The sequence below is a fragment of the Enterobacter cloacae complex sp. FDA-CDC-AR_0132 genome (assembly GCF_003010695.1).
Taxonomy (GTDB): Bacteria; Pseudomonadota; Gammaproteobacteria; order Enterobacterales; family Enterobacteriaceae; genus Enterobacter; species Enterobacter ludwigii.
The window spans coordinates 31272-45953 of sequence record NZ_CP027618.1 but is presented as its reverse complement, the minus strand read 5'-3'; the positions used below and the strand labels follow the sequence as shown (position 1 = coordinate 45953).

General features: G+C 54.3%; 12 protein-coding genes and 1 pseudogene. 9 read left to right on the top strand and 4 right to left on the bottom strand.

Annotated elements, in window-relative coordinates:
• Positions 1-161: 161 nt before the first annotated feature.
• From dusC to AM379_RS00190, 5 genes and pseudogenes are all read left to right on the top strand, one after another.
• Positions 162-1094: a tRNA dihydrouridine(16) synthase DusC gene (gene dusC / locus AM379_RS00210; protein WP_040017989.1), complete on the top strand. Its 933-nt coding sequence runs from the start codon at positions 162-164 to the stop codon at positions 1092-1094.
• A 312-nt stretch (positions 1095-1406) separates the two neighbouring features.
• Complete coding sequence (locus AM379_RS00205; RefSeq protein ID WP_373687636.1) at positions 1407-2762, top strand: carbohydrate porin; 1356 nt, start codon at positions 1407-1409, stop codon at positions 2760-2762.
• 166 nt (positions 2763-2928) lie between these two features.
• Positions 2929-3762: a BglG family transcription antiterminator LicT gene (gene licT, locus AM379_RS00200; RefSeq protein WP_014170897.1), complete on the top strand. Its 834-nt coding sequence runs from the start codon at positions 2929-2931 to the stop codon at positions 3760-3762.
• A gap of 25 nt (positions 3763-3787) precedes the next feature.
• Positions 3788-5751: pseudogene (gene bglF, locus AM379_RS00195) on the top strand (PTS beta-glucoside transporter subunit IIABC).
• Between the two features lie 12 nt (positions 5752-5763).
• Complete coding sequence (locus tag AM379_RS00190) at positions 5764-7158, top strand: glycoside hydrolase family 1 protein (RefSeq protein WP_106503348.1); 1395 nt, start codon at positions 5764-5766, stop codon at positions 7156-7158.
• A gap of 38 nt (positions 7159-7196) precedes the next feature.
• On the opposite strand, the gene yohP is transcribed toward AM379_RS00190, so the two are convergent.
• The gene (gene yohP / locus AM379_RS24585; RefSeq protein WP_015572324.1) at positions 7197-7280 is read right to left on the bottom strand and encodes a small membrane protein YohP; all 84 of its coding nucleotides are present in this window, start codon (positions 7278-7280) and stop codon (positions 7197-7199) included.
• A gap of 203 nt (positions 7281-7483) precedes the next feature.
• Here yohP and mdtQ point away from each other — a divergent pair, with 203 nt between their 5' ends.
• The gene (gene mdtQ, locus AM379_RS00185) at positions 7484-8893 is read left to right on the top strand and encodes a multidrug resistance outer membrane protein MdtQ (protein ID WP_106503347.1); all 1410 of its coding nucleotides are present in this window, start codon (positions 7484-7486) and stop codon (positions 8891-8893) included.
• A gap of 50 nt (positions 8894-8943) precedes the next feature.
• The gene (locus AM379_RS00180) at positions 8944-9708 is read left to right on the top strand and encodes an SDR family oxidoreductase (protein ID WP_020883205.1); all 765 of its coding nucleotides are present in this window, start codon (positions 8944-8946) and stop codon (positions 9706-9708) included.
• Positions 9709-9750: 42 nt separating this feature from the next.
• Here the strand turns inward: AM379_RS00180 and AM379_RS00175 are convergent, their stop codons facing one another.
• Positions 9751-10323: a DedA family protein gene (locus AM379_RS00175; protein ID WP_032678567.1), complete on the bottom strand. Its 573-nt coding sequence runs from the start codon at positions 10321-10323 to the stop codon at positions 9751-9753.
• A 157-nt stretch (positions 10324-10480) separates the two neighbouring features.
• On the opposite strand from AM379_RS00175, the gene AM379_RS00170 reads away from it, so the two are divergent.
• Together AM379_RS00170 and pbpG are read left to right on the top strand one after the other, a co-directional pair.
• On the top strand, positions 10481-11068 hold the full coding sequence (locus AM379_RS00170; RefSeq protein ID WP_014170891.1) for a Yip1 family protein: 588 nt from the start codon (positions 10481-10483) through the stop codon (positions 11066-11068).
• Between the two features lie 167 nt (positions 11069-11235).
• The gene (pbpG, locus tag AM379_RS00165) at positions 11236-12159 is read left to right on the top strand and encodes a D-alanyl-D-alanine endopeptidase (protein WP_014170890.1); all 924 of its coding nucleotides are present in this window, start codon (positions 11236-11238) and stop codon (positions 12157-12159) included.
• Positions 12160-12225: 66 nt separating this feature from the next.
• Here the strand turns inward: pbpG and AM379_RS00160 are convergent, their stop codons facing one another.
• Positions 12226-12780, bottom strand: coding sequence for a GNAT family N-acetyltransferase (locus tag AM379_RS00160; RefSeq protein ID WP_020883208.1), 555 nt, complete (start codon positions 12778-12780; stop codon positions 12226-12228).
• 111 nt (positions 12781-12891) lie between these two features.
• Positions 12892-14640 (bottom strand): D-lactate dehydrogenase, encoded by a 1749-nt coding sequence (dld, locus tag AM379_RS00155; protein WP_020883209.1) that lies wholly within the window; start codon positions 14638-14640, stop codon positions 12892-12894.
• Between the last annotated feature and the right edge of the window lie 42 nt (positions 14641-14682).

Here is a 14682-nt window from a genome sequence, read left to right as displayed (position 1 = left end):
CAATTAAACCTAAAAATGTGCCACGGATCACATCATGAATTTTGAGCATACCAGACATTCCGAAATGGAACGTCTGGTATAACCTCACCGGGTTAACCGCCGGGCTTTCCTCATGCCGGGAGAGCGGCTACTATAGCGCGTCTTTTTTCACAGGTACTGCTATGCGTGTTTTACTGGCCCCAATGGAAGGCGTGCTCGACTCCCTCGTGCGCGAGCTTCTGACCGAGGTGAACGACTACGATCTCTGCGTGACGGAGTTTTTGCGCGTGGTCGATATGTTGTTGCCAGTTAAATCATTCTATCGCCTTTGCCCGGAACTGCATCATCAGAGCCGCACCTCTTCCGGCACGCTGGTGCGCATTCAGCTATTGGGTCAGTATCCCGAATGGCTGGCGGAGAACGCGGCCCGTGCCGTAGAGCTTGGTTCCTTTGGGGTTGACCTCAACTGCGGTTGCCCATCAAAACTGGTGAATGGCAGCGGCGGCGGCGCCACCTTGCTGAAAGATCCGGAGCTGATTTACCGTGGCGCAAAAGCCATGCGTGAGGCTGTACCGTCGCATCTGCCGGTGACGGTAAAGGTGCGTCTGGGATGGGACAGCGACGCGCGGCAATTTGAGATTGCCGATGCCGTGCAGCAGGCCGGGGCCACTGAGCTGGTGGTGCATGGCCGCACCAAAGAAGATGGCTATAAAGCCGAACGTATTAACTGGCAGGCGATTGGCGAGATCCGCAAAAGACTCACCATTCCCGTTATTGCCAACGGGGAAATCTGGGATTACGAAAGCGCGCAGGCGTGCCTGAAAGAGACTGGCTGCGATGCGGTGATGATTGGCCGCGGCGCGCTTAACGTACCAAACCTCAGCCGGGTGATTAAATATAACGAACCACGTATGCCGTGGGCTGATGTGGTCACGCTGCTGAAAAAATACAGTCGCCTCGAAAAACAGGGTGATACCGGGTTATATCACGTCGCGCGAATTAAGCAGTGGCTCAGTTATTTACGCAAAGAGTACAGTGAAGCACTGGGGTTATTTCAGGAGATCCGCACGCTGCAGACTTCCGCTGATATTGCACGGGTGATTCAGTCCAAATAATAAGCGTTAATTTGCTCACACTTTTTTAAAATATAAAACAAAGCAGGTTTTCAACGTGACGCCACGATGTTAAGGTGCCACTGTATTCAACGCAGGATTGTTACTGGTTAACAGGCAAAACCTAAGCGTTTCACAGCACGTATCGCTGTGGAGCGCTTAGGTTTTTTTTTGCCTGTCATTTACGCAGGAGAGAAATTTGGCTTAACAATTTTTACTGACGTCTTTCACTGAAATGAATAATTAATCGCGACAGGAAAAGAGAATTTTCCTGCGACGGCTTACGCACTCAATATTCACTCACAGGTTGTTATGATGGCATATAAAAATATACACACTACACTGTGCGCGCTCGCTTTAATAACATTCCCCCCTTTATCAGGGGCACAGGAATGGAATGGAACGGTGTTAGGTTTTGAAGCGCCACCGGACCCTCTCCTGGGCGATATGGGCGGCATCCGCAAGATCATTAACGATAACGGGTTTACTTATAATCTGGGCTATCTGAACGAAATCGCCTGGAACGGAGGTGGCGGCTATAACCACGATTCTCACGTGGCGTATATTGATCAGTTTGCGCTGACCTTTAATCAGGATCTGGAGCGCTGGACAGGCGTGCCGGATGCGCGGATCGAAGGAAATATCGTCAACCGTAATCACAATGACGATCTCACCACCAGGCGTGTTCAGGATCCGCGCGTTAACTTTAACGACCTGACCCAGGAAAGCTGGGGAGGGCAGTCTATTACCCGCCTGGGCTGGCTCACCTTTGCCCGCAGTTTTGACGATCGGCGTCTGACCTGGCGCATCGGGATGATGAACAAAGTGCAAACCTTTGATCAAATCATCCCGTGTGACTTCCAGTTGCTCTCGCAGTGCGGCGGGAAATCTGCCAACTCACTGACCTGGAACAACTGGAACGTGCATACCTGGGGCTCCACGCTAGCGTATAAAGTAACGCCCACGCTGACCATAAAAGGCGGTGTGATGGAGCAAAACCCGGACGCGTCAAGCCGCAGCCATGCCTGGAGCTGGTCAACAAAGGGCAGTAAAGGAATATTACTCCCGGTTGAAATCGAAGCGCGTCCGCATATCAACGGTCTGCCGGGCGCGTACAATCTGGGCGTAGTGTTTACCAATGCGCCGCAAACCGATCTTTTTCGGGGTAAATCCGGTGGGGCGGGTGCGAGCGACCCGGATGGATTTGATAAGCACAACCGCACCTGGTTTATGTATGCCGGGCTAAACCAGCAACTGACCCAACATCAAAATGATCCGAATCGTGGGTTGAGCGCCTCTTTCAGCATGAGTCTTGCCGATCAACGCACGAACTCTATGCACCAGGTATACGCAGCCTCTTTGCGATACCGTGGGTTGTTTGATGCGCGTCCACAAGACTGGATTGGCTTCGGTCTGACCTGGATTGATATGAGCAGCCAGTACGCACGCAACCAACGTTACCTGAACAGCCTGAGCGGGGCTTCCGATTATAACGATCCGGCATTCCATCCTGTGCCGGACCATTCGCTGAACGGTGAGTTCTACTATCGCTTTCGTCCGCTGTCATGGCTGGAGCTACAGCCGGGCATTCAATACTGGCACCATCCTGGTGGGGTTTCCCGCACGCAGGATGCCTGGGTAACTGAGCTGAAAACGGTGGTGACCTTCTGAGATCACCGTCGCAAGTTCGATCTGCGTCACGTTTCTAACTCGTGACATATTGAGGCTACGAATGAAACTGATAGAGTGCCAGAACTGGATTGTTACTGCTTAGGCAGGCAAAACCTGATTTTCTGGCATCTGCCGGAGGTCAGGTTTTTTTGTTTCTGGGGTTCCGATGAAAATCGCCAAAATTCTTAATAATAATGTGGTGGTTGTTCAGGATGAACGCGGATGTGAACAGGTCGTGATGGGGCGTGGGCTGGGGTTCCAGAAACGCGTCGGTGATGAACTGGATACCGCGCTTATTGAAAAGGTGTTTGCATTACAAAGCGATGAGTTGATGCGTCGACTCGGAGAGCTGCTGAGCCAGATCCCGCTTGAGGTGATGACCACCTGTGACTGCATTATTGGGCAGGCAGCGCAGCGGCTGGGGAAACTGCAGGACAGTTTGTATATCACCTTAACGGACCACTGCTACTTTGCGATTGAACGCCAAAAGAAAGGGCTGGCAATCAAAAATGTGCTGCTGTGGGATATTAAACGTCTCTATCCGAAGGAGTTCGAATTAGGGCAGGAGGCGCGGGCCATTATCGCCAAACGCCTGAATGTTGAACTCGAGGAGGATGAAGCCGGGTTTATCGCGCTGCATCTGGTGACGGCGCAACTGAATAGCGAAATGCCGGAAGTGATGCACGTGACGCGGGTGATGCAGGAGATCCTGCAACTGGTGAAGTATCAGCTACAGCTTGAGTATGACGAAGAGTCGCTCAGTTATCAGCGTTTTGTCACCCATCTGAAATTTTTTGCTCAGCGGATGCTTACCCGCACCGTGGTAGAAGATGATGATGTTTCGTTGCATACGGCGGTAAAGGACAATTACGCGAAAGCCTGGAAATGCGCAGAGAAAATCGCGCAGCATCTGAATAAGAGCTATCAGCGTGAGCTGACAACCGAAGAAATTATGTTCCTCGCGATTCATATTGAGCGGGTAAGAAAAGAGGGGCGCTAAGCCTCAACAATGGGATTGTTACTGCATAATGCAGGCAAAACCCGGGTGCGGTCTTTGAAAAAAGACCGTTCTCGGGTTTTTTATTTTGTACTCAGTCAACAGGTGCCTTCGGGCATCGGATGTAAGGAAATCGAGATGGAATACCAGGCTTTAGCACAGGATATTCTCGGGCACGTTGGCGGGAAAGCGAACATCGTCAGCCTTGTTCACTGCGCCACCCGGCTTCGCTTCAAACTGAAAGAGAATCAAAAAGCGGATGCGGAAGGGTTAAAGAAAAACCCGGGGGTGATCATGGTAGTTGAAAGCGGCGGTCAGTTTCAGGTCGTGATTGGTAACCATGTGCATGATGTGTGGCTGGCGGTACGCAAGGAAGCAGGGCTGACAGATGATACCCCTGTGGTGGACGATAAGACGGAAAAAGGCAACCTGCTGGGCCGTCTGATCGACATCGTTTCCGGGATCTTCACGCCGTTTATTGGCATCCTTGCTGCGTCCGGTATTTTAAAAGGGCTGCTTGCGCTGGCCGTAGTGTGCGGCTGGCTCACGACTGAAAGTGGCACCTATAAAATCTGGTTTGCCGCAAGCGACGCGCTGTTCTTCTTCTTCCCGCTGGTGCTGGGCTATACGGCCGGGAAAAAATTCGGCGGCAACCCGTTTATTACCATGGTGATCGGCGGGGCGCTTACCCATCCGATGATGATCGCCGCCTTTAATGCGAGCCAACAGCCGGGGGCGGTATCGGAAGCCTTTCTTGGTATTCCGGTTACCTGGTTCAACTACAGCACGTCGGTGATCCCGATTATTCTCGCCTCGTGGGTAAGCTGCTGGCTGGAAAAGCAGAGCACCAGGTGGCTGCCATCATCGATGAAAAACTTCTTCGCTCCGCTGATCTGTTTAGGCGTTACTGTTCCACTGACGTTCCTGGTCATTGGTCCGCTGGCGACCTGGCTGAGTCAGATACTGGCGAACAGCTATCAGGGGATCTATGTGCTGGCACCGTGGCTGGCGGGGGCGGCAATGGGGGCACTGTGGCAGGTATGCGTAATTTTTGGCCTGCACTGGGGGCTGGTGCCGCTGATGATTAATAACCTGGCGGTACTGGGGCATGACTCGATGCTGCCCATGTTGCTGCCAGCAGTATTTGGTCAGGTGGGTGCGGCGCTGGGCATTTTCCTGCGTACCCACGATGCCCGCCAGAAAATGCTGGCAGGCTCATCCGTCACGGCCGGGATCTTTGGCATCACCGAGCCAGCCGTGTATGGCGTAAACCTGCCGCTGCGCCGTCCGTTTATCTTTGGTTGTGTCGCTGGTGCTATCGGCGGGGCGATTGTCGGCTTCAGCGATACCCACGTTTATTCCTTCGGCTTCGCGAATATCTTTACCATCGCACAAATGATCCCGCCGGGTGGGGTGAATGCCACGCTGTGGGGCGGCGTTATTGGTACGGTGGTTGCGCTGGTACTGAGCTGTGGCCTGACACTGGTGGCCGGTATGCCGGGGCGCACAATGCCTGAGTCTGCAGTGTCGGTCGGAGAAAACGACGTGTTATCCCCGATGACCGGTACCGTTCTGGCGCTCGATCACGTGCCGGATACCACCTTTGCCAGCGGCCTGCTGGGCAGCGGGGTTGCCATTATTCCTTCAGATAACAAAGTGGTTTCCCCTTTTGCTGGCGTTGTAGCTTCGCTTTTCCAGACCAAACACGCCATCGGCCTGCTCAGTGACAACGGTATTGAAGTGTTAATCCACGTAGGTATCGACACCGTGAAGCTCGACGGCAAGCCATTTACCGCTCATGTGAAGGTGGGGGACAAGGTACAGCCGGGGGATCTGCTGCTGGAGTTTGATCGTCAGGCGATTATCGATGCCGGATACGACCTGGCGACCCCGATTATTATCAGTAATAGCGACGAGTACCGCGAAGTGGTGACCGTGGCGGCAACCTCCGTGAATGCGGGAGCACCGTTACTCAGCGTAAACCATCAATAACAGGAGAATGGAATGAAGACTTTCCCGGATGATTTTTTATGGGGCGGTGCGGTTGCCGCGAATCAGGTAGAAGGCGCTTATCGGGAAGACGGTAAAGGGTTGTCCACCTCTGACGTCCAGCCGCAGGGAGCTTTTGGCCCGGTGGTTGAGCGCGTCGAGGGCGACAGCGGCATCAAGGATATCGCGATTGATTTCTATCATCGATACCCCGAGGACATCAAACTGTTCGCCGAGATGGGCTTTAGCTGCCTGCGCGTTTCCATTGCCTGGACACGCATTTTCCCGAACGGCGACGAGCAGCACCCTAACGAAGCGGGGCTGGCTTTTTACGACAAACTGTTTGACGAACTGGCCGCGCACAACATCACGCCGCTTGTCACACTGTCGCATTACGAAATGCCGTGGGGGTTGGTGAAGCAGTACGGAGGCTGGGCCAGTCGTCAGACCATTGGGTTCTTTGAGCGCTATGCCCGTACCGTATTTACGCGCTACAAAACGAAGGTAAAGCTGTGGCTGACGTTCAATGAGATCAATATGTCTCTGCATGCACCGATGACCGGCGTCGGCCTGCCGGAAACCAGCAGCAAAGGTGAGGTGTATCAGGCTATCCATCATCAACTGGTGGCTAGCGCGCTGGCAGTGAAAGCCTGCCATGAGATCATTGCAGACGCCCGGATTGGCAACATGTTGCTGGGCGGTCTGATGTATCCGCTGACCTGCAAGCCGGAAGATGTCCTGGAAACACTGCAGGAAAACCGCGCCTGGCAATTCTTTGGCGATGTGCAGTGCCGTGGTGTTTATCCGGGGTATATGCAGCGCTTCTTCCGCGATAACGATATCCAGATTGATATCACCGATGCCGATCGTGAGGCGCTGAAATCGACCGTCGATTTTATCTCGTTCAGTTACTACATGACGGGATGTGTCACCGCGGATGAGGCGCTTAATCAGCAGGCTCGGGGCAATATCCTTAGCATGGTACCTAACCCGCATCTGGCTAGTTCCGAGTGGGGCTGGCAGATTGACCCTGTCGGCCTGCGTACCTTGCTGAACGTGCTCTGGGATCGCTATCAGAAGCCGCTATTTATCGTGGAAAACGGTCTGGGCGCGAAAGACACGCCGGATGCTGACGGCGTAGTGCAGGATGATTACCGCATCAGCTACCTTAACGACCACCTGGTACAGGTGCGTGAAGCCATTGAAGATGGTGTGGAGGTAATGGGTTACACCAGTTGGGGGCCGATCGATCTGGTCAGTGCGTCTAAAGCAGAACTCTCAAAACGTTATGGCTTTATTTATGTCGATCGTGATGACAGTGGAAAAGGGACGTTAGCGCGCAGTCGTAAGAAAAGCTTCTACTGGTATAAAGAGGTTATTGCCACAAAAGGCGCTTCCCTGAAAGCATAATGATGTGAATTTGCCCGGCGCTGAGCCGGGCAATGAAATCAGAAAATCATCTTGAATACACCGGTTACCACCAGCAGCCCTATCAGAAATATAATTAAAATAACCCACAGTAATATTTTCATTCGTTTCTCCTGCGTCTGTTTGTCGAAAGTAAGTGTAGCAGTGAATTTATAATGAAGATGAATTCACTCATTTAATTCATTCTTATGATGAATAATTTTCTGAGTATGAAAATGTATGACAAATTGCGGGTTGCCACGCGTTACTAAAAAAAAGAGCGACGTCTGGCGTAAGTTGCGCCTTTATTTTTCGCGTGAATGGCGTAATGAAACCTTTATCTCTGAGTATTCCCCTGGTTTTTATTCTGGTGGCCTGCGCGCCGGAACATGCCTCGGTTTCCCCTGTAAATATGCAATCAACAACGGCTGCGGTGAATACTACGCTGAGCCATACCGCGTGGCCGAAAGATGCATGGTGGAAAACGTATAACGATCCTGAACTCAATTCGCTGATTGCGAAGGCGCTGAACGATGCGCCGGATATGCAAATTGCCCGTCAGCGCATCACGCTGGCGGAAGCGCAGGCAAAAGCCACCCTGGCCGCCGGGGGGCCGGAAATTGATTTCGCAGCGGATGCTGAACGGCAAAAAATGTCGGCCGAGGGGCTGATGGGGCCCTTTGCGATAACCGATCCGGCGGCGGGAACCACCGGACCGTGGTACACCAACGGTACTTTTGGTCTGAGCGCGGGCTGGGATCTCGATTTGTGGGGGAAAAATCGTGCACGGGTTGAAGCCCGAATTGGCCGGGTAAACGCGCAAAAAGCGGAGCTTGAGCAAACCCGGCAACTGCTTGCCAGCAGCATCGCACGTCTTTACTGGGCGTGGCAAACCCAGGCCGCGGTGGGGGATGTCCTCACGGAGATTAAACACCAGCAGGACACGATTATTGCAGCCGACCGCGAACTGTATCAGCATGGAATCACCTCTTCCGTAGAGGGCGTCGAAACCGACATCAACGCCAGCAAAACTGACGAGCAGCTGGCAGAAGTGAACGGAAAAATGAAAGCCGTTGAGGCGCGTCTGAGCGCCCTGACGAACACCCCCTCAGTGACGCTTACACGCCACGCCTTACCCACGGTAGAAGCCTCGCTCCCGGCCACGCTGGGGTATGAACTGCTGGCACGTCGACCTGATTTGCAGGAGGCTCGCTGGTATATCGAGGCCTCCATGAGTGACGTTGAGGCCGCCAGAGCAGCCTTCTATCCCGATGTGAATCTGATGGCTTTCTTACAGCAGGATGCCCTGCACCTGAGCGATTTGTTCCGCTCTTCTGCGCAGCAGATGGGCGTCACCGCCGGTCTGACGCTGCCCATTTTCGACAGCGGCAGGCTAAACGCCGAGCTGGATATTGCCCAGGCGCAGAACAATCTCTCCGTCGCGCGTTATAACAAAGCGGTGGTGGATGCGGTGAATCAGGTGGCGCGCACGGCCAGCGAAGTCGAAACACTGACCGCAAAAAACCAGCACCAGCAGAGTGTCGAAAAAGAGGCTGCCCGCGTTGTTGCACTGGCTCAGGCCCGCTTTCGCGCCGGCATTATCGCCGGCTCCCGCGTGAGTGAGGCCAGAATACCGGCCCTCAGGGAGCAGCTCACCGGGGTGATGCTCAAAGGCCAGTACGTTGACGCCACGCTGCAGCTGACCTCGGCGCTGGGTGGCGGCTATCATCAGGGCTAAAAAGCGCGATTATCTATACTTACCTCTTTGCAGCTTTTCTGGAGGTGAGTATGACCAAAGTCGCGATTGTTACCGCATCGGATTCCGGGATTGGGAAAACCACGGCCCTGATGCTGGCTGAACGAGGGTTTGATATCGGCGTCACCTGGCATTCTGACGAAAAAGGTGCGCTGGAAACCTGCCGCGAAGTCGAGGCGAAGGGCCGGCGTGCAGAGGCGGTTCAACTTGATTTAAGCACTCTCCCGCAGGGCGCGCAGGCCATTGAAACGTTAATTACGCGCTTTGGTCGGCTGGACGTGCTGGTCAACAATGCCGGGGCGATGACCAAAGCGCCGTTTCTCGACATGCCGTTTGAGGAGTGGCGGGGAATTTTTACCGTTGACGTGGATGGCGCGTTTCTCTGTTCACAGATCGCTGCGCGTCAGATGGTGAAGCAGGGAGAAGGGGGGCGAATTGTGAACATTACCTCGGTGCATGAACACACGCCTTTACCGGATGCCAGTGCGTATACGGCGGCCAAGCATGCCCTGGGCGGATTAACCAAATCCATGGCGCTGGAGCTGGTCGAGCATAACATCCTGGTGAATGCCGTTGCGCCAGGTGCCATTGCCACGCCAATGAATGATATGGACGACAGTGAAGTGAAGGCCGGTTCGATGCCCGCGATCCCGCTCGCGCGGCCGGGGCATACCAAAGAGATTGCCAGCCTGGTGGCGTGGCTGTGTGACGGTGACGCCAGCTATGCTACCGGGCAATCATTTATTGTCGACGGCGGTTTTATGCTGGCGAATCCACAATTTAAGCCCGCCGGGTAGAAACTTTTCGCCCTCTCTTTGTGCGAGAGGGCGCCATTGCACTTACTCTTCATCCCGCGTCTTTTCCCGATGCTTCAGCCACAGCCGGACCGCAATTACCACCACGACAATCAGGATAACCCATGCCCAGTGCTTCAGATGCTGGTCAACATTATGCAGCCACGGACCAATCACTTCTCCACCCACATAACCGAGCGTGGTAAAGATCAGGGCCCAGGCAATCGCGCCAAGAATGTTCAGCGGCAGGAAAATTTTCGGCGGTAAATGGCTGGCGCCAATCAGTATTGGGCCGATAATCCGAAAGCCGTACATAAAACGGGTGCCAATCACGAACAGGTAAGGGTGACGCTGGATAAGCCGTTGGGCACGGTGAATTTTCTTGCGGTGCTTTGAAAAGCGCTTCAAAAGCGTGGGGCCAAAGCGCAGTCCCAGAAAGTAGAGCAGCTGATCGCCAATCATCCCGCCGAGTGCGACTGCGGCAACAACAAGTGGGAATTTGAGTAACCCCTGATGCGCGGCCACCCCGCCGAGCAGCGTGATGGTTTCTCCTTCCGCCACGCTGCCAACGACCAGTGCAGCGTATCCATATTGTTCAATAAGACTGTTGATATCCATTACGTCAATGTCATCTCCCTTATTATGCCTCGGTTAATCATATACCCCATGAATCAATAACGGGGCAATCAACGGAAATTTCCCACTGTACATAAAATAATCTCTGGCCTGCATTATACTTAAGATATTGCTGACGGGCCGACAACAAGGGGGCGTTATGAACCATGTCTGGGGACTTTTCTCCCATCCCGATCGTGAAATGCATGTCATCAAAACGGAGAACGAAACGGTCTCGCATCATTACACGCATCATGTGCTGCTGATGGCAGCGGTGCCTGTAATCTGCGCGTTTATTGGCACAACACAAATCGGCTGGAACTTTGGTGATGGCACCGTGGTTCAGCTTTCCTGGTTTACCGGTCTTTCACTGGCCATTCTCTTTTATGGCCTGATGCTGGCGGGTGTGGCTGTCATGGGGCGTGTCATTCACTGGATGGCGCGTAACTATCCGCAACGTCCATCGCTGGCACACTGTATGGTTTTCGCCGGGTATGTCGCGACGCCGCTGTTCTTAAGCGGTATTGTGGCGCTGTATCCACTGGTCTGGTTGTGCGCGCTGATCGGTACTATTGCCCTCTTTTACACCGGTTATCTGCTGTATCTGGGGGTACCAACCTTCCTCAATATCAATAAAGAAGAGGGCCTGAGCTTCTCCAGTTCAACGCTCGCCATCGGCGTGCTGGTGCTGGAAGCGCTACTGGCTCTGACGGTTATTCTGTGGGGTTATGGATACCGTCTCTTCTAGGCTCACTGCATTGCTGGCGTAAATGCCAGCAATGCAGCATCTGTTCACGATTATCCTCTGGCGACAAAGCCCGGTGACCGCTATGATGCCGAAGCCAGCCTGCGTTTCTCCATCGACACAGGCGGTGTACGTCATAACGTGCGTGAATAATTATCAGAAGTCTCACCATGCTGAAATTCCGAGTCTCTTTACTTAGCCTGGCCCTGTTGCTGGGAGCGTCCGCTGCCGCGCCAGCGATCGCCAAAACGCCCGCCGTGACCACCGCTGCTGCCCAGCCGCAAATCGCTTCCGGCAGTGCGATGATTGTTGATCTCAACACCAATAAGGTGATTTACGCCAGCCATCCGGATCTGGTACGCCCGATCGCCTCGATTACCAAATTAATGACCGCGATGGTGGTGCTTGATGCACATCTGCCGCTGGACGAAAAACTGAAAGTGGATATCAGCCATACGCCGGAGATGAAAGGGATCTACTCCCGCGTGCGACTGAACAGCGAAATCAGCCGTAAAAACATGCTGCTGCTGGCGCTGATGTCTTCTGAAAACCGCGCGGCGGCGAGCCTGGCCCACCACTATCCGGGTGGCTACGACGCATTTATTCGTGCGATGAACGCAAAAGCCAAATCGCTGGGGATGACCAATACCCGTTACGTCGAGCCGACTGGCCTGTCGATTCACAACGTCTCCACGGCCCGCGACCTGACAAAACTGCTGATTGCCAGCAAACAGTACCCGCTGATTGGTCAGCTCAGTACGACCCGTGAAGAGATGGCGACCTTTGCGAACCCGGCCTATTCGCTGCCGTTCCGTAATACTAACCATCTGGTGTACCGGGATAACTGGAATATTCAGTTAACGAAAACCGGGTTTACCAACGCGGCGGGCCACTGCCTGGTGATGCGTACCGTATTCAACGGTAAACCGGTGGCGCTGGTGGTGATGGATGCCTTTGGTAAATACACCCACTTCGCGGATGCAAGCCGACTTCGTACCTGGATTGAGACGGGGAAAGTGCAGCCGGTACCGGCCGCGGCGTTGACCTACAAAAAGCAGAAAGCAGAGCAGATGGCAACCGCCCAGAACGACTGAGCCGGATTGCCGATGACTGTGTTTTCGCCCTCTCCCGCGGGAGAGGGCAACAGACCTCGCTGCGCCTTACTCCGGCAGCGTCCAGTCTCCGTCATTGAGTGAGCGCTGCATGATCACCGTATCCCGCCAGTCACCTTTCTTATACCCGACGCTGCGTAACTGACCGACGATTTCGAAGCCGTATTTCTTATGCAGCCGTAACGAGCCGGCATTGTTGTTGCCATCCCCCACAACGGCAATCATCTGCCGCCACGGACCTTGCTCGCAGCGGGCGATCAGCGCATCCATCAGGACGGAGCCAAAACCACGACCGGTAGTACTCGCATCCACGTAAATCGACTCTTCCAGAGTGTAGCGATAGGCATGGCGCGGACGGTAAGGCGTCGCGTAGCAGTAGCCTACGACGATGCCGCGATACAGCGCGACAAGCCACGGTAAGCCATTCTCGGCCACGCTTTTCATTCGCTGACGCATTTCATCAATGGTGGGGGGAACTTCTTCAAAGGATGCGCGCCCGTGAAGCACATGCCAGGCGTAGATAGCGGCGATAGCATGCACATCGTCGGGAAGGGCATCGCGCACTTCCACTTCGGTTTCGGATAAAATATCAACAGCCGACATGATGTGCCTGCTCCTCGTAACAGATGCCGGAGAAACGTTTCTCCGGCGACAGAACGCTACTCTAGTATGATTAAGGCGCGCTTAACAATCTCTCAAATTTGGCTGTGGGAATTAATCAGACGCTTGCGTCACGGGCTGCTCCGCGTCAGGACTCTCTTTCCAGTATTTATTCCGCGTTGTTTTACCAATGCCGGGGTTCATGCTGTTTGTGGGGTCATTCTCGCGATAAAACTGCTTAAGTGCGTCAGGAGCCTTATAAAGATGCCCCACGTTATGTTCCGCAGGATATTGTGCGCCTCGCGCGTGCAGCAGCGCGAGCATCTGCTCTTTCAGCGCGTGCGCATCCACCCCTTTCTTAACGATGTAATCCTGGTGGAAGACGTAGCACATAAAGTGGCCGTAATAGAGCTTGTGGACCAGCTTGCTGTCAATTTCCGGCGGCAGGTGTTCAAACCACTCGGTATCGTTGCGGCGAAGGGCGATATCCAGCGCCAGAATGTCTTCCACCTCGTCTGAATGCACCGCCTGATAACGAATGGCGGCACCCGCAGCGGCGAAACGGTGCAGGAAGGCTTTGCTGCCCTCTTCAGGGGTACAGGCAAAGAAATCGCCTTCGGCAGTTTTGAAGAATTCACTGAGCCAGGTTTGCGCTTCGGCAATTCCGTCCCCGGCCATTTTCAGCAGCAGGTGATGCTCGTACTTATCGCGCCAGGTTTTCATCCGCTCCGGCAGATGTGACGGGAAGACGTTGCCCAGTTTCTGCATAAAGCGGTCGGTAAAGTGGGGTTTAAACAGCGGCACTTTTTCCAGCATCGCGTCGGTACGGCCCTTCATGGTGAAGAAGAACGGCATTTTATCGGTGCCGAGCTTGTCGATCATCAGGAACGTATCTTTGCCGTAGCGTTCCGCGATGTCGTAAATATCACGGTGCATGTACTCGCCCGCCACCGGCAGGTGAGCGAACTCGCCCAGAATATGACGACGGATCTCAGTCAGCACGTCCGGCTGATTGGTGCCGATGTAGAACACCTGCTGTTTTTTCTCGGCCGGGAAGGTGTCGAGGCGCACGGCAAAAACAGCCAGCTTGCCCGCACAGCCCGAAGATTCAAACAGGCGGTCAGGGTCGGCGTTGTAACGTGCCGGGGTATCCGCTTCGATATCCCGCACGCGGGTGATGTAATCGTGGTCGTGAGCATGACGACCGTCGTGCTGGACGTCTTCATCTTTCACCCGATCGTCGTCGAGCTTACTCAGGATCTGCTCCGGCGTAACGCCAAGATCAATGCCCAGATGGTTGACCAGGGTCAGCTTGCCGTTTTCGTCGATACGGGCAAAAAGTGACATCTCGGTGTAAGCCGGGCCGCGCTGCACCAGCGAACCGCCGGAGTTATTGCAGATCCCGCCGATCACGGAGGCGCCAATACAGGATGAGCCAATGACCGAATGCGGTTCGCGTCCCAGCGGCTTAAGCGCTTTTTCAAGGGAGTAGAGCGTCGTGCCAGGGAACGCGAGCACCTGCTCGCCTTTATCCAGCAGATGCAGTTTGTCGAGACGCAGGGTGCTGATGATCACGATGTCACGATCGTAATCGTTGCCGTTCGGCGTTGAGCCTTCCGTCAGACCGGTGTTAGCCGCCTGCATGAGAATAATTTTGTCGGCGGCCACGCAGGCGCTCAGGACGCGCCAGAGTTCAAGCAGCGTGCCGGGAAACACCACCGCCAGCGCCTCGCCCTGACCGGAACGAAAGCCCTTACGGTAGCGGGCGGTTTTTGCCGGGTCGGTAAGCAGGTGAGAGGAGCCAACCAGGCGCGACAGTTCGTTAATAAACGTCGTGTTATCGTGAGTTCGAACAGAAGACATCTTCCACTCCTTGTGGTGGGGCAAATTTCTCGCTGTAAAGCA

Excerpts from the sequence above, each read along its gene's own strand:
- mdtQ (WP_106503347.1), top strand. The coding sequence starts at position 7,484 with ATGAAACCTTTATCTCTGAGTATTCCCCTGGTTTTTATTCTGGTGGCC.
- yohP (WP_015572324.1), bottom strand. The coding sequence starts at position 7,280 with ATGAAAATATTACTGTGGGTTATTTTAATTATATTTCTGATAGGGCTG.
- AM379_RS00160 (WP_020883208.1), bottom strand. The coding sequence starts at position 12,780 with ATGTCGGCTGTTGATATTTTATCCGAAACCGAAGTGGAAGTGCGCGAT.
- AM379_RS00190 (WP_106503348.1), top strand. The coding sequence starts at position 5,764 with ATGAAGACTTTCCCGGATGATTTTTTATGGGGCGGTGCGGTTGCCGCG.
- pbpG (WP_014170890.1), top strand. The coding sequence starts at position 11,236 with ATGCTGAAATTCCGAGTCTCTTTACTTAGCCTGGCCCTGTTGCTGGGA.
- dusC (WP_040017989.1), top strand. The coding sequence starts at position 162 with ATGCGTGTTTTACTGGCCCCAATGGAAGGCGTGCTCGACTCCCTCGTG.
- AM379_RS00170 (WP_014170891.1), top strand. The coding sequence starts at position 10,481 with ATGAACCATGTCTGGGGACTTTTCTCCCATCCCGATCGTGAAATGCAT.
- licT (WP_014170897.1), top strand. The coding sequence starts at position 2,929 with ATGAAAATCGCCAAAATTCTTAATAATAATGTGGTGGTTGTTCAGGAT.
- AM379_RS00205 (WP_373687636.1), top strand. The coding sequence starts at position 1,407 with ATGGCATATAAAAATATACACACTACACTGTGCGCGCTCGCTTTAATA.
- dld (WP_020883209.1), bottom strand. The coding sequence starts at position 14,640 with ATGTCTTCTGTTCGAACTCACGATAACACGACGTTTATTAACGAACTG.
- AM379_RS00175 (WP_032678567.1), bottom strand. The coding sequence starts at position 10,323 with ATGGATATCAACAGTCTTATTGAACAATATGGATACGCTGCACTGGTC.
- AM379_RS00180 (WP_020883205.1), top strand. The coding sequence starts at position 8,944 with ATGACCAAAGTCGCGATTGTTACCGCATCGGATTCCGGGATTGGGAAA.